Here is a 17,250-nt window from a genome sequence, read left to right as displayed (position 1 = left end):
GTCGGCTCCGTCCGGTGTCGGCGGGTGTCGCTTAGACTTGGTGTGGGTCCGGTCACGGACCGGCTGTTGCCGGTCCGTGACCGGGGTTCTGCGGCTGGAACGTTCAGTGGGTTCCGCTATCCGCATGTTCCGCGGGGCGTCACGAGCACGAGACGCCAACGCAGATGGTGTTCAGCAGCGTGAGCAGGCCCGTGCAGCTGCACGTACCGCCCAGCTGGATCCCGTCGATCTCGATGGGGTCCGTCTCGGGCAGCTCCTGTAGAGCGGCCACGATGTCGCCGTCGAATTCCATGGTGAATGTCACCTCCCTTCCTGGTCGATGGTGAAGATCCGTTCCGCCGCGAGGCAGAAGCGGACCACCGTTTCGCGCAGGACCGGAGGCCACGCCTGGACGACGCCGTGATGGTCGCCGCCCACCTCCAGGTAGTCGAAGTCGACTCCCTCGGTCCTGCCGAGTTCGAGGAGGCGCCGTCGCAGCGCCCTGGACTGGCCGACCGGGACGACCTCGTCCCGGTCGCCGTGCACGATCAGCAGTCGCGCGGTCAGCGTCGCGCAGGCGGCCAGCACGTCACGGTCGATCCGCCGCCGCTCGCCGGTCGCGTCGCACCTGCTCAGCCGGGAGACCCGTTCGCCGATCGGCCGCTCGACGTCACCGCGCAGCGCGGCCGCCGACGTGAACGGCGCCAGCGCGACGCAGCCCGACCACAGCTCCGGGTCGCGGCAGGCGGCCAGCAGCGCCAGGAAGGCGCCGTAGCTGCCGCCGAGCACGACGGGCCGGGGCAGACCGGCGCGGTCACCGGCGATCGCGCGGGTCAGGTGGAGGACGTCGTCGAGGTCGCGCCCGCCCCAGTCACCGATGACCGGACGCAGGTGCTCGTCGCCGTACCCCGTGCTGCCGCGCTGGTTGGGCGCCACCACGGCGATCCCGGCCGCCGCGAGCTGCTGGAACAGCGGCTCGAACTCGTACAGCCACGCCGCGAGCGGACCTCCGTGCAACGCCACCACCAGGTGGCGGCTACAGCGCCAGTCGGGGCCGCCGTAGACGATCGCCTCGATCGGGCCCGCCGGGCCCGGCAGCTCGACCAGGTCGGCGCCTGCCCACCGGTCGGCTTCCGCATGGGCGGCGTACCGGACGATGGGTTCCGGTGCGCCGGAGTACGCGGCCTCATCCACGGTCGCCAGGGTCGGGGGCTGGTCCGGTGCGGCGAACCGCATGTGGATGCGGCCGTCGTCCGCCCACTGGACGGGCGGCCATAACATTCCGCGCGGCGTCTGGAGCGGGGTCAGGCGGTCACGCACCGGGTCGTAGGCGGCCAGGCGCGCGGTGGCGCCCTGCATCTCCCGGACGAGGAGGGAGCCGCCTCCAGGGTCGAAGCCCAGCGGCGTCCGCGTGTGCGGAGACCGGTTGAGGGTCGCGGGGAACCGGACGGTGCCGTCGCCGGGCAGCCGCAGCCCGATCTGCTCGGTACCCGGCTGCTGGAGGCCCGGCGCGGTGGTCGTGACCGCCAGGGCGCCGGTCTGTCCGCTGTAGGCGACGATCCGGTCGATCGTGGTGTCGGACACCGACCAGATGCGCCGCCAAGAGCGTTCGGCGAGGTCGACGAGCACGCCACTGGTGCGATGCTCGGGGCCGGTGTGGTTGAGGGCAAGGGTGCGACTGTCGTCCAGCCAGACTCCGCCCGCCAGCACGCCCGGGACGCGCAGGACCGGATCCGGATGCGGCGTCGAGTCGGACAGCCGCCAGATCCGGGAGTAGCCGTCGTCCTCGATGGTCACCAGGAGCAGGGCCGGGCTCGGACCGGCCAGGGGGAAACCGGCCAGCATCGACGGGACCCGCCACGACCGCGTGACCCGCAGCCCCACCGGTGTCGGCTCCGCAGCGAGCACGGTGCCCGACGCGGGTTGGGTGAGCAGGACGCGGCCATCGTCCAGCGGCAGGACTCCGCACCGGCGGTCGATGGGCGTCTCCGTCCCGTCGAGGACGTGCCGGGTCGGCGCGGGGCGCGCGAGGTCCCAGCGTTCGGCCGTGACGTCGTCGTCGACGGCGCTCAGGCAGGCGGCCCACCGGCCGTCGCCGGAGAACGCGAACCCGAACCGGGTCGGGACGGCCGTCATGACGCGCGCCCCGAGCCGACCGCCGCCGCCGGGCCGGAGCCGGACGCGGACTCTGGACGGTCGGCCGCCCACAACCGGGACGTCCCGTGCCGCAGCCGCAACAGGAAGGCCAGCACGCCGCCCATGCCGTCGCCCCAGGTCGTCGAGACCTGCCCGAACTCGTCGGGGAACACGACGGTCCCGTCCCGGTACGCCCGGCCGGACAGGATGATCTCGGCGAGCCGCCAGGCCGCGTCGCGGTGGCGGTCGTCGCCGGTCAGCGCGGCCAGGTCGAGCAGGAAGTCCCCGTTGCCCGCCAGCCCGTGGCACTGCCCGAGCGTGGCGCGCCACCGATGGTCGAGCACCGACCGCGCCGCCCGTTCAGCGGCCCGGACGAAGCGCGCGTCGCCTGTCCAGGCGCCGAGACGCGCCAGGAACCCGCCGATTCCCGCGGCGCCATGGCACCAGTACGGCGCCGTGGGCGCGTCGCCCGGGCCCGCCCCCCAACTCGCGGATCGCTCCGTGCCGGTCGCCTCGTCCAGGAGGTTCTCGGCGACGGTGACGGCGAGGGCCCGGTAGTCGTCGCGGTCGGTGGCCCGCGCGCAGGCGGCGAGGAAGTGGCCGACCCCGGCGACGCCGTGGGCGTATCCGTAGTAGCGCCTTCCGGCGAGCTTGGACTCGTGCTGTGCTGGGGTGCTCCAGGACAGCCTTCCGCCCCGCGCCTCGACCCCGGCGGTGAGCGCGTCGGCGGCGGCGACGGCCCGTTCGACGTACTCGTCGCGTCCGGTGCGGGCCCACAGGTGCAGCGCGGTGAGGCCGAGGCCGGACGTTCCGTGCGTGATGTCGGGGCCGGGCAGCGAGGTGGGCAACCGGTCGGCGACCGCCAGCGCGCCGTCGACGAGGTCGCGATCACCCAGGGCCAGCCCGGTGTCGAGAACCGCCCACGCGGCCCCGGCCGTTCCGAAGTAGAGCCCGGCGGGTCGCGCGGTGCCGTCGTCCAGCCGGTCCAGGATCCAGCGGGCGGCGCGCGCCACCACGTCGGGCAGGCGCGGGTCGGAGGTCTGCTCGTAACATCGGACCAGCGCGCCGAGGACTCCGGCGGCGCCGTGCTGGAGGCTGCACGGGTCGGGCGCGCCGTGCACGCAGGACGCGGGCCACAGGGTCTCCGGCGCCGCGAGATCCATGGTGGCGAGCAGGTGGTCGACGATGCCGTCGGCGGCCCGTTCGCTCAGCTCCGCCAGGTCGCGCGGGGCGTCCGGCGGACGGGCGGCGCCCGGGGTGAGCCGGGTCAGGGCGGTCCGGGCCCGTTCGGCGGTCCACCGGTCGGCGGGGTCGTCGGCCATCAGGCCCAGCACCAGCGCCGGGAGGGCGGCGGGCAGGTCCAGGTCGCGGACGCGGACGGCGAGCCATTCGGCCAGCCGCTCGGACACCGGACGCGGCTCGGGAAACTCGTCCAGCAGGTACGGCGGGCCGCCGGTGATGAGGTGGCAGAGCGTCGCGCCGAGGGAGAAGCGGTCGGCGGACGGGTCCGGCGCGGCGCCGTCCATCTGCTCGGGCGCCGCGTAGCCGGGGGTGCCCGCGCGCAGCGGCGCCGGTTCGGTCGCGGTGGGGACCACGGCCAGCTCGAGGTCGATCAGGATGGGGGCGCCGTCCGGACGGACCATGATGTTGTTCGGGTTGAAGTCGCGCAGCACGACGCCCGCGCCGTGCGCCTTGATCATCAGCTCGGTCAGCCGTCCGGCCATCGCGAGGGCGGCGGGCAGGTGCGGGCCGAGGCCCGCCTCGCCGATGACGTCGGCCGTCCACTGCCGCAGCGACGTGCCGGGGATCAGCTCCTCCGCAAGGAAGAGATGGCCGCTCTGGGTGAACAGCCGGACCGGGCGCGGCGCCACCCCGAGCCGCTCGACCGCCTCGAGCGCGCGGGCCTCGGCGCGGAGCGGGTCGCGGGCGTCCCTGCCGTGCTCGTCGGCGGCCACATGAGGTCGCGCCTCCTTGAGCACGACCGGTTCGCCGGTCTCGGTGTCGGTGGCGCGGTAAACTCCGCCCTTGTTCGTGTGCCGGATCGCCTCGCGAACCGAGAATCGTGTACCAATGAGAATCTCGTTCCGGCTTTCCGTACCGTCCGTTCGACGCCCGGTTCCGGCCATTCCATGATCCGGAAATGGACAGACCGCCCATGGCGGGGGAGTGTACGATCCGACGCGCTTGTCCTCCACCGGACGGCCGTCCGGATCGAGGATCATCCAGGCGTAGAAACCGTCATTGGTGATCCGCCGCTCCTCGACGAACGCACCGTACCGATAATGGACGAGACTGCCGGGCACATAGGGCCGGTCGGAGAGAATACGGGGGCCGGGTAATCCGGCGGTCGCCGCGTCAAGTTCCGCCGCGAGCCGGACGGCCTCGTGATCATTTACCGGGTAGACGGTGATGAACTTTCCCGAATGGCCGCGGGAGGTGTTGCGCGCGTTGATCGCGGCGACATGGTCGTGGGTGGCGGCGAACTTGAACATGGACCCCGCGGCCAGCAGCACCGTCAGCGCGCGGCCCAGCACCTCCTCCGCGGAGGCGGGCGTGGCGGACACGTGCAGCTTCCAGCCCTGCGCCGGGCAGCCGCCGCCCTCTGGTCTGACGTGGCACCACATGGTGCTCCGGTCGGTCGTCCAGCGGGCGGTGGCGGGCACGGTGGCTGGTGAGGCGGCGAGCGCCCGGTCGAGGACGTCGAGCAGGCGGGTGTCGTCGGACGGCGCGGACACGGCTCCGCCGAAGACGCTGATATTGAAATCCGCCATGGGTTTAGCCCTCTTCCTGGCCTCGCCTTGCCGCAGCTTCTTCCCGAACCCCATACGGCCTTCCCAGCCGCATATTTGATCGAATTATTTGACTGATCGGGAATGTCTTTCTGAGAACGTCGATACGGTAACGCCGATCGCGCTCGATCGCCAGGTCAAGTTTTCGCCGAGTATTCACCACGTGGAGATAAAAGCCTTACTCGCTCCGTGGGAGCCTCCGATGACCGTGTGCAGAGAGTGACCGATAAGTTCATTTAATGTCAGAAATGAGGGGATTTGTCCGATTGTTCCGGTCACTCGAACTCTGACAATCTTGCTGTTTCGATAACAGATTAGTTTCGATTCGAGTCATGGCCGAGGGCTGCCATCGGGGGCCCTGGCGATCCGGTGCCCTTTTCTGCTATGCGCCGCCATCCGGGGGCCAGTTCCCGATGGCTTCCGGGGCGAGGACGCGGTCCAGCACCATGGCGGCACAGCCCGCGAGGCCCGCCCGTTCGCCCAGGCGGCTGGGCTCGATCCGCAGGCTGCGGGTCGCCAGGGTGGTGGAGCGCTGGTAGACGACCTCGCGCAGGCCCGCGATGAGAGGCTCGTCCGCGCCCACGAGGTCGCCGCCGAGCACGACCACGGCGGGGTTCAGCAGGTTGACGGCGGTGGCGACGACCTCGCCGATCCGGCGTCCGGCCTCGCGCAGCAGGGCGATGGTGCCGGGATCGCCGGAGCGGGCCAGCGCGACCAGCTCGGGGAGGTCGCGCGCGGGCGAGCGGGCGAGGAGCGCACCGCCGCCCGCGAGGGCCTCCACGCAGCCGGTGTTGCCGCAGCGGCAGGGAGTGTCGGCTGCCGCGCCGGTGCCCGGGGGGATCCGGACGTGGCCGATCTCGCCCGCCGCGCCGAGCGCCCCGCGCTGGATGCGTCCGCCGGAGATCAGGCCCGCGCCGATCCCGGTGGAGACCTTGACGAACAGCAGGTCGTCGACGCCGGGATGGGCCTGGTGCTCGCCGAGTGCGGCGGCGTTGACCTCGTTGTCGAGATGCGCGGGGACGCCGAACCGCGCGGCGGTCGGGGGGCCGACCTCGACGCCGTTCCAGCGTCCGGCGGCGTGCTCGACCGCGTCCGGGACGCCGAGCCCGACCCCGCGCACGGTGGCCCCGTCGATGTCGGCGGAGGCGAGGAGGGACGTCCACTCGTCCAGGAGGCGGGGGAGCGTCTGCTCGGGGGACGCCTCGGGCGGCGGGCCTTCGGCGTGGGCGAGGACCGTCCCGGCGAGGTCGCAGACGGCGAGTTGCCCCCGCGACTGGCCGAGGTTCGCGACGAGGACGGTGCCGCCCGCCGCGTTGAACTCCAGCCGGGCCGGGGGACGCCCCCCGGTCGACGGCCCGTCGGCCCGCTCGACCACGAGGCCGCGGGCGACGAGGTCGGCGACCCGCGCGGCGACCGCCGGACGCGACAGCCCGGCGACGCGGCCCAGCTCGGCGCGGGTCGCGACGCCGTGCTCCCTGATCAGGCGGAGCAGGTCGCCGCTGCCGGACGGGCGTCCGAACGGGCTGCTGGCGGCACGGGGCATCCGATCAGTCAAGCACGCACCCTTGTGTACGTCCAACAAACGCAAGTGGCCGACTTTTGTATGAACAGATTCATAAGTGAGTTGTCTCGCCAACAAATGTCTCGATAGCTTGGGCGAACCGGAGAACCCCCTGGTCTGGAGCGTCCTATGGCTGTCCATCCCGTGCTGGCGGAAGTGACCCGGCGCGTCGTCGAACGGAGCGCCGGGCCCCGCGGCGCCTACCTGGATCGGATCCGCGCCGCCCGGAGCGAGGGCCCCGTCCGCGGCGGGATGGGATGCGCGAACCTGGCGCACGGCTTCGCGGCCTGCGGCGTCCAGGACAAGCTGTGGCTGCGCGGGAACGCCACCCCCAACATCGCGATCGTCACGGCGTACAACGACATGCTGTCCGCGCACCAGCCGCTGAAGGACTACCCCGACGCGCTGAAGGCCGCGATCCGCGCGGCGGGCGGGACGGCGCAGGTCGCGGGCGGCGTGCCCGCGATGTGCGACGGCATCACGCAGGGCCGCGCCGGGATGGAGCTGTCGCTGTTCAGCCGGGACGTCGTCGCGATGGCGACGGCGGTGGCGCTGTCGCACGACATGTTCGACGGCGCGCTGCTGCTCGGCGTCTGCGACAAGATCGTCCCGGGGCTGGTGATCGGGGCGCTGTCGTTCGGGCACCTGCCGGTGATCCTGGTGCCCGCCGGGCCGATGGCGTCCGGGCTGCCGAACGGGGAGAAGGCGAAGGTCCGCAAGCGGTTCGCGGCCGGGGACGCCGGGCGCGACGAGCTGCTCGCCGCCGAGGCCGCGTCCTACCACTCGCCCGGCACCTGCACCTTCTACGGGACGGCCAACTCCAACCAGCTCCTGATGGAGGTCATGGGCCTGCACCTGCCGGGGGCGAGCTTCGTCCCGCCGGACACGAAGTTGCGCGACGCCCTGACCGAGGCGGCCGGACGCCGCGTCCTGCGGCTCACCGACCTGACCGACGGCTACCTGCCGGTCGGCGAGACGCTGGACGAGCGCGCGTTCGTCAACGGGGTCGTCGCGCTGCTGGCCACGGGGGGCTCCACGAACCACACACTGCACCTGGTCGCGATGGCCGCCGCCGCGGGCATCGAACTGACCTGGGACGACTTCGACGCCCTGTCCGCGGTGACGCCGCTGCTCACCCGGCTCTACCCGAACGGCACGGCCGACGTGAACCACTTCCACGCGGCGGGCGGCACCGCGTTCCTCATCGGCGAGCTGATCGACGCCGGGCTCCTGCACCCGGACGCCAGGACGGTCGGCGGTGACACGCTCGCCGACTACCGGCGCGTCCCGGAGATCGACGGCGGCAGGGACGGCGGCCGGGTGACGTGGCGGGACGGTCTGACCGAGTCGGGCGACCCGGGCGTGCTGCGGCCGGTGGCCGAACCGTTCGACGCGCACGGCGGCCTGCACACCGTGCGCGGCAACCTGGGCCGGGCGGTGATCAAGGTGTCGGCGGTGCGCGCCGAGCACCGGACGATCGAGGCCCCGGCCCGCGTGTTCGACTCGCAGGAACGGCTCCAGGCCGCCTTCGCCGCCGGGGAGCTGGACCGGGACGTGGTCGCGGTCGTCCGTCACCAGGGGCCGCGCGCCAACGGGATGCCGGAGCTGCACCGCCTGACCCCGCCGCTGTCGGTCCTGCAAGACAGAGGGCATCGGGTCGCGCTGGTCACCGACGGCCGGATGTCCGGCGCGTCGGGCGCGGTACCCGCCGCGATCCATGTTTCACCGGAGGCGGCGGCGGGCGGTCCGCTCGCCCGCGTCCGCGACGGGGACGTCGTCCGGCTCGACGCGGACGCCGGTGTCCTGGAGGTCCTGGTCCCGGACGAGGAGTTCGCCGCCCGCGAGCCCGCCGCCGACCCGCCCGACGAGACCTGGGGCACGGGACGCGAACTGTTCCGCGCGTTCCGCCACGCGGTGGGCCCCGCCGAGCGCGGCGCGGGGGTGTTCTCGTGAGCACGGGCTCGTTGAATTCGGAACCGTGGCTGGTCGGGGACATTGGCGGCACCAACGCGCGGTTCGCGCTGGTCGACGGCCCGGACGGCGTCCCGACCCGCGTGGAGTCCCTCCCGACCCGTGACCACGCCGGGCTCGCCGAGGTCGCGGCCGCCTACCTCGCCCGGTACGCGCCGGACGTCCGGCCGTCCGCCGCGTGCCTGGCCGTCGCCGGGCCCGTGACGAACCGGACGTATCACCTGACGAACGCGGGCTGGCCGAGGGGCACCGAGGAGGAGGTCCGGGCGCATCTCGGCCTGGCCCATCTGGAGATCATCAACGACTTCGAGGCCCTGGCCCTCTCCCTCCCGCGCCTCGGCGAGGACGACCTGATCCCGCTCGGCGGGACGGCACCCGACCCCGCCGCGCCGCTCGCCGTGGTCGGGCCGGGCACGGGGCTCGGCGTCGCCGGGCTCGTCCCCACGGCCGGGGGCTGGGCGCCGCTGCCCGGCGAGGGCGGCCAGGTCGACGCCCCGGCCGCCACCGACCGGGAACTGGAGGTCGCGCGGCTGCTGCGCGCCGAACGCGGCGTCGCCAACGCCGAGGACCTGCTGTCCGGTGACGGCCTCGGCCGCATCCACCGCTATCTGGCCGTGCTCGACGGCGCGTCCGCCGCGCCGCTCACCGCCCAGGAGATCGTCGAGCGCCGCGACGACCCGCGCTGCGCCGAGGCCCTCCACATGTTCTGCGCGCTGCTCGGTTCGCTCGCCGGGAACGTGGCGCTGACGCTCGGCGCTCGCGGCGGCGTCTTCGTCGGCGGCGGGATCCTGCCGCGCATCGTGGACGTGCTGCGCGGCAGCGCGTTCCGTGCCCGCTTCGAGGGGAAGCCTCCCGTCGAGGACTACCTGCGCGGCATTCCCACCGCGCTCATCGTTCACCCCGGCCCGGCGCTCGCCGGTGCCACGCTGCGGCTCGCGCAGAGCCTGCCGGAAACGGAGCCCGCATGATCGCCGATGACCTGTTCGACCTCGCGCCCGTCGTCCCCGTCGTGGTGCTGGACGACGCCGACGCGGCCGTCCCGCTGGCCCGCGCCCTGGTCGACGGCGGGCTGCCGGTGATCGAGGTGACGCTGCGGACTCCGGCCGCCCTCGCCGCGATCACCCGGATCGCCGCCGAGGTGCCGGACGCGGTGGTCGGCGCGGGGACGGTCGTCCGCCCGCAGGACGCGGAGCGGTCCGCCGCCGCCGGGGCCCGGTTCCTGGTCAGCCCCGGCTGCACGTCCCGGCTCCAGGCCGCGATGGCCGCGACCGGGCTGCCGTTTCTGCCGGGCGTCGCGACCGCGTCGGAGGCGCTCGCGCTGCTGGAGAGCGGGATCACCGCGATGAAGTTCTTCCCCGCCGAGGCGGCGGGAGGGATCGGATACCTGAACTCGCTTCGGGGGCCGCTGCCGCAGATCAGGTTCTGCCCGACCGGCGGGGTCGGCCCGAAGAACGCCGCCGACTATCTCGCGCTTGAGAACGTCGGCTGTGTCGGCGGTTCCTGGGTGACCCCGGCGGACGCGGTCCGGGACGGAGACTGGGACCGCGTCCGCGCGCTCGCCGCTGAGGCGGCGGCGCTACGCACCGGGTGAGGCGGCGTCCGGGGCGTCGGCGTGGCACCGTGGGCACGGGCCCGCGGTCAGGGGCCGCCCGCCGCCGTTCGGGACGAGGTCCATGCGGAGCCTGCCGCAGGCGCACCGGGTCCAGACCACGATGCCGTCGCTGGTGAGATGCCGGGAGAGTGTGGTGCTCTGCTGGTTCATGTCCGTCAGTCTGCAACCGGTGGAACGTTGGCGTCTATTTCAGATTTCCGCACTGGACCGTGTAATTTGGTTGCATGATTGATCTGCGGCGGCTGCACATGCTCCGGCTCGTCCACCAGTACGGGACGGTGACGTCCGCTGCGGAGGCGCTGCACCTGACCCCGTCGGCGGTGTCCCACCAGCTGCGCGAGCTGGCGCGGGAGCTGAGGGTGCCGCTGCTGGAGCCGCAGGGCCGCAAGGTCCGGCTGACCCCCGCCGCGTATCTGCTGATCGAACACGCCGACGGGCTGCTCGCCAAGTGGGAGGAGACCCTCGCCGACCTGGAGTCGCACCGCGCGGGCGTCACCGGGCCGCTGCGCATGTGCGGGTTCACGACGGCGGTCGGCGGGCTGGTCGCGCCCGCCGCCGGGGCGCTGCTGCGCGAGGACCCGAGCCTCACCATCGAGGTCCGCGAATGCGACACCGACGTGGCGGTGGGCCTGCTCGCCGCCGGGGAGGTCGACATCGCCGTCATCGAGCCGACCCCGGACGCGCCGCCGCCGGGCGATCCGCGCTTCGACCGGGAGCCGCTGCTGGAGGAGGCGCTCGACCTGATCGTCCCGGCCGGGCACCCCCTCGCGGTGCGGGCGGGCCTCCTGTGGGGGGACGACCCCCCACGCCCCCCGGAAGGGCCCGGTGTGCGGCTGGAGGACGCGGCGGAGGAGGCGTGGATCAGCGTCATGCCCGAGGTCTGCGCCCACCACCAGCAGGTCATGACGTACTGCGCCGCCGCCGGGTTCACGCCCCGGATCGCGCACAAGGCCACCACATGGTCGGTGATCTGGGCGCTGGTCGCCAACGGGCTCGGCGTGTCCCTGGTGCCCCGGCTGGCTGGCGGGCCGTCCGACCAGCCGGTGGTCCGGATCCCGCTGACCGGCGACGGCGTCCCGAAGCGGCGGGTGCTGACCTGCGTGCGGCGCGGCAGCCGCGAGCACCCGCTGATCGTCCGCGCGATGCGGGCGCTGCACGACGCCGTCCCCGACCAGTGCTCCCGAATGGCCGCCTGAGCCACCCCGTCCGCTATTCCGTCGCGATCGCCCGCAGGACGTTCAGGCGGGCGGCGCGGTGGGCGGGCCACACGGCGGCGGCGACACCGATCACGGCGGCGGCCGCGACGCACACCGCGAGCCGCCCGTAGGGGATCGCGAGGACCTCCATGCCGCCGTCGCCCGCCGCCATCGCGCGTTGCAGGACGATCCCGAGGACGACGCCCGTCCCGACGCCGAGCGCGGCCCCGAACAGCGACACGACGACCGCCTCGTAGCGGATCATGCGGCGGAGTTGGCGGCGCTGCATGCCGAGGGCCCGGAGCATGCCGATCTCCCTGGTCCGCTCGGTCACGGCCAGCGCGAGCGTGTTGACGATGCCGAGCGCGGCCACGAGGACCGACAGCACCAGCAGGCCGAGCACGAGCTTCAGGAACAGGTCGATGGACCCGGCGGCGTCGGCCTTGACCTGGGCGCGGTCCTTCAACTCCAGGTTGGGCCAGGGGCTCAGTGCCTTCTCCAGGGCCGCGCGGCCGACGCCCGTGGCGTCGACCTCGATGCGGTCGATCGGGGCGTCGGGGTCGTGCGCCCGGTACCCCGCCCAGTCGATGATCATGGAGGGGGCGGACGGGGTGACCGACGGATGGTCGGCGAAGATCCCGGCGATGCGGAACGTGCGCTTCGTGCCGTCCTGGTACTGGCCCGCGATGGCCGTGCCGACCTTCCAGCTCCGCGCGGCGGCGACGCTGTGGCCGACGAGCAGGTCGTCCCCGTGCGCGGACGGCGTCCCCTGCTGGAGCGGCAGCCGGAAATGGCCGAGCAGTTCGCCGGGGGTGCCCGCCGCCGCCGACTCCACGGACCCGTCCAGCCTGAACCGCGCCGTCCTGATCGGGATCGCCGCCCGCACGCCGTCGACCTTCGCGACCGCTCCGGCGGCCTCGGCCGTGACCGGGGTGAGCTGGCTGCGTCCCGTGATCTGGTAGTCGGCGGTGAGGCCCGCGTCGAGCTGCCGGTCCACCGACGACGCCATCGACTGGACGAGCACCGACACCGCCGCGATCAGCGCCAGCCCGATCGTCAGCGCGGACGCCGTCGCCGCCGTCCGCCGGGGGTCGCGCAGCGCGTTGCGACCGCCCATCCGTCCCGCCGTCCCGCCGAAGCGCGCGCACAGGCTTTTCCAGGGGGTGTGGGGGGTCGTCCCCCCACAGAAGAGGGGCCAGCCCAGCAACCGGATCGCCGGGCCGCTGAGCGCGGGGGACGCCACGACCACCCCGATGAACAGTGTCATCGCGCCAGCCCCGACCAGGGTGAGGCCCGAGTTTCCGCTCCCTGCCAGCCCGGCTCCGGCGAGCGCGCCGCCGACCGCGAGCGCGCCGCCGCCGGACAGCAGCCGTCCCCGCAACGGTCGTGGCGTCGCCGTTCCCTCGCGCAAGGCCGCGACGGGCGGGGTTCGCGCCGCCCGCCGGGCCGGGACGAACGCGGCGGTCAGCGTGACGAGCGTCCCCACGGCATACGACGCGATCACGGCGGAGGACGGCACGACGAGCGTCCCGAACGGTAGATCCTCGCCGCCCAGCAGGACGCCCAACACCCGCGCCAACCCGGCCGCGACGCCCACGCCCGCCAGCAGGCCCAGCGTGGACCCGACGAGACCGACCCCGGACGCCTCGCCGAGCACCGACCGCGTCACCTGCGCGCGCGAGGCGCCGACCGCGCGCAGCAGCGCCAGCTCCCGCACCCGGCCGCTGACCAGCATCGCGAACGTGTTGAAGATGATGAACGACCCGACGAACATCGCGATCACCGCGAACATCAGCAGGAACGTCCGGATGGCCTTGAGAACGTCGCTGACCGGCTCGGCCTGCTCGTCGACGGCCTGTTCACCCGTGATCGCCTCGACGCCGGGTGGGAGGGCCGCCGCGACTGCGTCCTTGAGCTGCTCCTGCGTGACGCCGTCGTCGGCGTGCACGACGATCCGCGCGTACGTCCCCGGATGGTCGGACAGCAGGCGCGGCGCGGCGTCCGGCGCGAACGCGGTCATCGAGAGCTGGTCGCTGAGCGCCGAGTCGCCGACCTCGAACAGGCCGGTGAGCCGGAACGTCCGGGTGCCCGCCGCCAGCGCCACCGTGACGCGGTCGCCGACGCGGTATCCGGCGTCCTTGGCGGTCGTGACGTCCACGGCGATCTCGTCCGGCGCGGTGGGCGGCGCCCCCGAGGTGAGGCGGGGGAGCGACAGGTCGGGGTCGCCGTCCCAGGCCACACCGGTCTGCGGCTCCGACCCGGCGATCCGGCCGTGCCGGTCGACGACGGCCGCGAACCCGGTGACGACGCCGTGCGCCTTCTCCACGCCGGGCACCTTCCGCACGGCCGCCAGCACCGGCGCGGGGACGGGACGTTCCGACGCCCGCTCGCCGAGCCCCGGCTCGAACGCCCGGTCGGTCCGGACGATCACGTCCGTGCCGCGTCCGAGGTCGTCGAAGGCCCGGTCGAACGAGCGGTCCAGGGTGGCGGAGAAGATCAGGGTTCCGGCGATGAACGCGACACCGGCGACCACCGCGACCCCGGACAGCAGCAGGCGGGCGCGGTGCGCGACGAGGCCGCGCAGCACGAGCTTGGACATCATGCGACCGATTCCAGCCCGGCGGGACCGCCGCCCGGCAGCCCGGATCGTCGGGTCCGGCCCCGCCGGACGGCCCCCACACCACGACTTTCGTAGGGGTCGCGGACCGGACCCGGTTGCGTACGGTTGTGCTGTGCGCATGCCCTCGCCCCGCCTCGTCCCGGCGCGGCTCCCTCCCCCCGGACGGCCCCGCGACCTGGTCGCCGACGCCGTCGTCGTGGTGGGCGCCGTGCTGTTGAGCTGGAGCCTGGCGTCGGGCCCGCGCGCGTTGCTGCACCCGCACGGCGGCGCGACGATGGCGCTGCTCATGGGCCCCGCGCTGGCATTGGCGGTCCGCCGCCGCGCCCCGATGACGGTCGCGTGGCTCACCGCCGCGTTCGCGGCGCTGGTGTGGATCGTCGAGCAGGCCGCTCCGGGCACGCTGCTGCGCGTGGGCGCCGACCACGCCCTCGGTTCGCCGGTGTGGTGGCCGCCGACCGCGCCGTTCGCCGCCTACGCGGCGATGGCCTTCCCCCGCGACGGCGCCCGCCCGGCGTGGCTGCGCGCGCTGCCGGTCGTCGCGCTGCTGCCGGTGATCGGCACCACGGGCGACGTCCTGCCCGAGGCGGCGATGCGGCGGTTCTCGGCGCAGGAGTCCGGCAGCGTCGGCGCGCTGGTGTTCCGCAGTACCGCCGTCGTGGTGATCGCCGCGCTGATCGGCATGTACGTCGCCGCCCGCCGCCGCGTCGTGCAGGGCCTCACCGAACGCGCCGAACGCGCCGAAACGGAGCGGCATCTGCTGGCCGAGCGAGCCCGCGCGGAGGAACGCGCCCGGCTCGCCGCCGAGATGCACGACGTCGTCGCGCACCGGGTCACGCTGATGGTGCTCCAGGCGGGGGCGCTGCGGGTCCGGGCGCCGGACGAGGCGACCCGGGCGGCGGCCGAGGAGCTGCGCGGCACCGGCTGCCAGGCCCTCGACGAACTTCGCGACGTCGTCGGGCTGCTGCGGCGCGGGCCCGGCGCCGGTCCCGCGGCCGACTCGGGGCCGCTGCCCGACCTGTCCGCGCTGGTCGCCGAGTCGGCGGCGGTCGGCGTCCCGGTGGAGCTCGCCGAGCACGGCGACCCGCCGCCCGCGTCGCCCGCCGTGGGACGCACCGCGTACCGGGTCGTACAGGAGGCGCTGACCAACGCGCGCAAGCACGCGCCGGGCGCCGCCGTCCACGTGGACGTCCGCTACCGCATCGACGGGGTGACGCTGATCGTGCGGAACGCGGCGGCGTCCGGCGAACCGGACGCCGAGCTGGCGGCCAGCGGGTCCGGGATGGGCCTGGCCGGGCTGCGCGAACGGGTCGAGCTGATCGGCGGGACGTTCACGGCGGGCCCCCACCTGGACGGTTTCCGCGTCGAAGCCGCCCTGCCCGCCTACGTGCCGGTGGCCGAGCCGTGATCACGGTCCTGCTGGTGGACGACGAGCCGATGGTCTGCGCGCACCTGCGCACGATCCTCGGCGCGGCCGACGACGTGACGGTCGTCGGTGAGGCGCACGACGGCGCGGCCGGGGTAGAGGCCGTCGTCCGCTATCGCCCCCACGTCGTGCTGATGGACCTGCGGATGCCCGGCGTGGACGGCCTGGCCGCCATCGAACGCATCGCCGCGCTGCGCTCCCCGCCCGCCGTCGTCGCGCTGACCACGTTCGACGCCGACGAGTACGTCATCCGGGCCCTGCGGGCAGGCGCGGCGGGGTTCCTGCTGAAGTCGACGCCGCCCGAGGACCTGGTGAAGCTCGTCAGGGTCGCCGCCGACGGGCACACGGTGATGTCGGCGGCCGCGACGATGCGGCTGCTCGGCACCGCCGAGGACCGCGCGTCCGACCGGGACCGGACCCGCGCCCTCGTCGACGGCCTCACCGAACGGGAGGCGCAGGTGCTGGCCTGCCTCGGCAGCGGCCTGTCCAACGCGCAGATCGCGCGCCGCCTCCACCTCAGCGAGGCCACCGTCAAGGGCCACGTCTCCCGGCTGCTCGACAAGCTCGGCTGCGCCAACCGCACCCAGGCCGGGCTCATCGCACGGGACGCGGGCGTCGGCTGAGCCGTTCAAGCCCTGCCGCGACGCATCCCGATGGCCAGCACGATGGCCCGGATGACCCAGATGGCCAACGCGATCTGAAGGACCGCGAGGACCCCCGCCCCCGGCCCGACCGTGAAGGCCAGCACCAGGAACACCGCGAGCAGTAGCGGGAACGCCTTGTGCGGGCCGTGTCGGTGATGGGGCCGGTGCCGGTGATGCGGTGCCAGGTGGCCGTGGTGGGCGAAGGCGTGCTGCCACCCGGGGTGTCCCAGGCCGCCGAACATGACCGCCGCGCCCTGTTCCAGCGTCACCCGGTCGGGCTTCTCCGGTTCGGGCAGGCCAGTCGGGGACGGCAGGTCGCGGACGAGCACGCGCAGGTCGCCGCGCGTCTTGGCGGACAGCGTGGCGTCGAGGCGCTCGTCCAGCTCGGCGCGGTCGAGCCGTCCGGCCGCGAAGTGGTCGTGCAGGGCGAGCATGACCGCGTCGCGCTCGGCGTCACCGATGCGGATCTCGTCGTGGCGTGCCTCGTCCTTGTGGGCCTTGCCCTCGTGTGCCATGGGTCGTCATCCTCCGGTGTTCGCGTCGGTGGGGCCCGCGTCGTCGGTGTCGGTGTCGATGTCGTCGTCGGCGAGGATCCGGTAGAGGCCGCGCCGCGCGTCCGACAGGACGGTCGTGGCCCGGTCGACCTGGTCCGCCGACCCCGAGTGGACGATCTGCATGACCGCGGCTCCCGTCTGCGCGGCCTGCCGGAACAGCTCGGGGACGCCCTCGCCGAACTCGGGCGTCATCTCCTCCCACGGCGCGGTCAGCCGGTCGGCGTTCTCCTCGACATGGGCGCGGCCCTCGTCGGTGAGGTGGAACGAGCGGCGTCCGCCCGCCTCCTCGCCCGCGATCAGGCCCTCGTCGGCGAGCTGCTGGAGCGCCGGGTAGACCGCGCCGGGGCTCGGCCGCCACGCGCCGCCGCTGCGCTCGTCGATCTCCTGGATGATCTGGTAGCCGTTGCGCGGCTCCTCGGCGAGCAGCACGAGGATCGCCGCGCGGACGTTCCCCTTGCGCGCCTTGGGGCCCCGGCCCCACGGCCCGCCGCGCCCCCGCGCCCAGGGCGGACGCGGGCCCGGACCGAAGCCGAACCCACCGGGACCGCCGGGGCCCGCGCCGTGCCCGGGGCCGAACAGCCCGCCGAACGGGAAGTCGCGCCAGGGGCCGTGGCCATGCGAGTGACCCATGTTCTACACCACCTTCTGAGAGCTCTCTATGACCTCTCGCGATACGACAACGATATATCGAAGACGTCGGGTGAAGCCAGATGGTTCCCGAGATTCGCGAGGGCGAACCGGACATGATCCCTAATTTCGGTCATC

14 protein-coding genes are annotated in these 17,250 nt (G+C 73.9%); 6 read left to right on the top strand and 8 right to left on the bottom strand.

The window, feature by feature from the left end; all coding sequences use genetic code 11:
• Window positions 1–139 precede the first annotated feature (139 nt).
• From ABD808_RS36815 to ABD808_RS36800, 4 genes are all read right to left on the bottom strand, one after another.
• Window positions 140–304 (bottom strand): VenA family class IV lanthipeptide, encoded by a 165-nt coding sequence (locus ABD808_RS36815; protein WP_344907579.1) that lies wholly within the window; start codon window positions 302–304, stop codon window positions 140–142.
• On the bottom strand, window positions 301–2,115 hold the full coding sequence (locus tag ABD808_RS36810; protein ID WP_344907576.1) for a S9 family peptidase: 1,815 nt from the start codon (window positions 2,113–2,115) through the stop codon (window positions 301–303). Before ABD808_RS36810 ends, ABD808_RS36815 begins: the two co-directional genes overlap by 4 nt.
• Window positions 2,112–4,886, bottom strand: coding sequence for a class IV lanthionine synthetase LanL (gene lanL, locus ABD808_RS36805; RefSeq protein WP_344907573.1), 2,775 nt, complete (start codon window positions 4,884–4,886; stop codon window positions 2,112–2,114). The genes ABD808_RS36810 and lanL overlap by 4 nt, the downstream gene beginning before the upstream one ends.
• A gap of 400 nt (window positions 4,887–5,286) precedes the next feature.
• A complete protein-coding gene (locus ABD808_RS36800) occupies window positions 5,287–6,447 on the bottom strand; it encodes an ROK family transcriptional regulator (protein WP_344907570.1) in 1,161 nt (386 codons plus the stop codon).
• A 147-nt stretch (window positions 6,448–6,594) separates the two neighbouring features.
• Between ABD808_RS36800 and edd the strand changes: the two genes are divergently transcribed.
• From edd to eda, 3 genes are read left to right on the top strand one after another with little or no spacing between them, the layout of a single operon-like run.
• The gene (edd, locus tag ABD808_RS36795) at window positions 6,595–8,418 is read left to right on the top strand and encodes a phosphogluconate dehydratase (protein ID WP_344907567.1); all 1,824 of its coding nucleotides are present in this window, start codon (window positions 6,595–6,597) and stop codon (window positions 8,416–8,418) included.
• An 11-nt stretch (window positions 8,419–8,429) separates the two neighbouring features.
• On the top strand, window positions 8,430–9,404 hold the full coding sequence (glk, locus tag ABD808_RS36790) for a glucokinase (RefSeq protein WP_344907564.1): 975 nt from the start codon (window positions 8,430–8,432) through the stop codon (window positions 9,402–9,404).
• On the top strand, window positions 9,401–10,027 hold the full coding sequence (gene eda / locus ABD808_RS36785; RefSeq protein WP_344907561.1) for a bifunctional 4-hydroxy-2-oxoglutarate aldolase/2-dehydro-3-deoxy-phosphogluconate aldolase: 627 nt from the start codon (window positions 9,401–9,403) through the stop codon (window positions 10,025–10,027). The genes glk and eda overlap by 4 nt, the downstream gene beginning before the upstream one ends.
• Here the strand turns inward: eda and ABD808_RS36780 are convergent.
• On the bottom strand, window positions 10,013–10,198 hold the full coding sequence (locus ABD808_RS36780; RefSeq protein ID WP_344907558.1) for a hypothetical protein: 186 nt from the start codon (window positions 10,196–10,198) through the stop codon (window positions 10,013–10,015). The two genes, eda and ABD808_RS36780, sit on opposite strands and share 15 nt — an antisense overlap.
• Before the next feature lie 74 nt (window positions 10,199–10,272).
• On the opposite strand from ABD808_RS36780, the gene ABD808_RS36775 reads away from it, so the two are divergent.
• On the top strand, window positions 10,273–11,244 hold the full coding sequence (locus tag ABD808_RS36775; protein WP_344907555.1) for a LysR family transcriptional regulator: 972 nt from the start codon (window positions 10,273–10,275) through the stop codon (window positions 11,242–11,244).
• 13 nt (window positions 11,245–11,257) lie between these two features.
• Here ABD808_RS36775 and ABD808_RS36770 read toward each other — a convergent pair whose 3' ends face one another.
• A complete protein-coding gene (locus ABD808_RS36770; protein WP_344907552.1) occupies window positions 11,258–13,846 on the bottom strand; it encodes an ABC transporter permease in 2,589 nt (862 codons plus the stop codon).
• A 136-nt stretch (window positions 13,847–13,982) separates the two neighbouring features.
• On the opposite strand from ABD808_RS36770, the gene ABD808_RS36765 reads away from it, so the two are divergent.
• A complete protein-coding gene (locus ABD808_RS36765; protein ID WP_344907681.1) occupies window positions 13,983–15,269 on the top strand; it encodes a sensor histidine kinase in 1,287 nt (428 codons plus the stop codon).
• The gene (locus ABD808_RS36760; protein ID WP_344907549.1) at window positions 15,266–15,910 is read left to right on the top strand and encodes a response regulator; all 645 of its coding nucleotides are present in this window, start codon (window positions 15,266–15,268) and stop codon (window positions 15,908–15,910) included. Before ABD808_RS36765 ends, ABD808_RS36760 begins: the two co-directional genes overlap by 4 nt.
• A 5-nt stretch (window positions 15,911–15,915) precedes the next feature.
• Here ABD808_RS36760 and ABD808_RS36755 read toward each other — a convergent pair whose 3' ends face one another.
• Both ABD808_RS36755 and ABD808_RS36750 read right to left on the bottom strand, forming a co-directional pair.
• Window positions 15,916–16,446 carry a DUF1707 SHOCT-like domain-containing protein gene (locus ABD808_RS36755; protein ID WP_344907546.1) on the bottom strand — a complete coding sequence of 177 codons (531 nt, stop codon included), beginning with the start codon at window positions 16,444–16,446 and terminating at the stop codon, window positions 15,916–15,918.
• Between the two features lie 6 nt (window positions 16,447–16,452).
• A complete protein-coding gene (locus tag ABD808_RS36750; RefSeq protein WP_344907543.1) occupies window positions 16,453–17,115 on the bottom strand; it encodes a PadR family transcriptional regulator in 663 nt (220 codons plus the stop codon).
• Window positions 17,116–17,250: the final 135 nt, after the last annotated feature.

Source organism: Actinomadura meridiana (assembly GCF_039537545.1).
In the GTDB taxonomy this organism is placed as follows: Bacteria; Actinomycetota; Actinomycetes; order Streptosporangiales; family Streptosporangiaceae; genus Spirillospora; species Spirillospora meridiana.
Note: the sequence above shows the minus strand (reverse complement) of the source record. Positions and strands in the feature narration are given on the sequence as shown.

Bases quoted from the DNA above. Each gene is read 5' to 3' on its own strand.
- ABD808_RS36810 (WP_344907576.1), bottom strand. From the start codon at position 2,115: ATGACGGCCGTCCCGACCCGGTTCGGGTTCGCGTTCTCCGGCGACGGC.
- lanL (WP_344907573.1), bottom strand. From the start codon at position 4,886: ATGGCGGATTTCAATATCAGCGTCTTCGGCGGAGCCGTGTCCGCGCCG.
- ABD808_RS36800 (WP_344907570.1), bottom strand. From the start codon at position 6,447: ATGCCCCGTGCCGCCAGCAGCCCGTTCGGACGCCCGTCCGGCAGCGGC.
- edd (WP_344907567.1), top strand. From the start codon at position 6,595: ATGGCTGTCCATCCCGTGCTGGCGGAAGTGACCCGGCGCGTCGTCGAA.
- eda (WP_344907561.1), top strand. From the start codon at position 9,401: ATGATCGCCGATGACCTGTTCGACCTCGCGCCCGTCGTCCCCGTCGTG.
- ABD808_RS36780 (WP_344907558.1), bottom strand. From the start codon at position 10,198: ATGAACCAGCAGAGCACCACACTCTCCCGGCATCTCACCAGCGACGGC.
- ABD808_RS36775 (WP_344907555.1), top strand. From the start codon at position 10,273: ATGATTGATCTGCGGCGGCTGCACATGCTCCGGCTCGTCCACCAGTAC.
- ABD808_RS36770 (WP_344907552.1), bottom strand. From the start codon at position 13,846: ATGATGTCCAAGCTCGTGCTGCGCGGCCTCGTCGCGCACCGCGCCCGC.
- ABD808_RS36765 (WP_344907681.1), top strand. From the start codon at position 13,983: ATGCCCTCGCCCCGCCTCGTCCCGGCGCGGCTCCCTCCCCCCGGACGG.
- ABD808_RS36755 (WP_344907546.1), bottom strand. From the start codon at position 16,446: ATGGCACACGAGGGCAAGGCCCACAAGGACGAGGCACGCCACGACGAG.
- ABD808_RS36750 (WP_344907543.1), bottom strand. From the start codon at position 17,115: ATGGGTCACTCGCATGGCCACGGCCCCTGGCGCGACTTCCCGTTCGGC.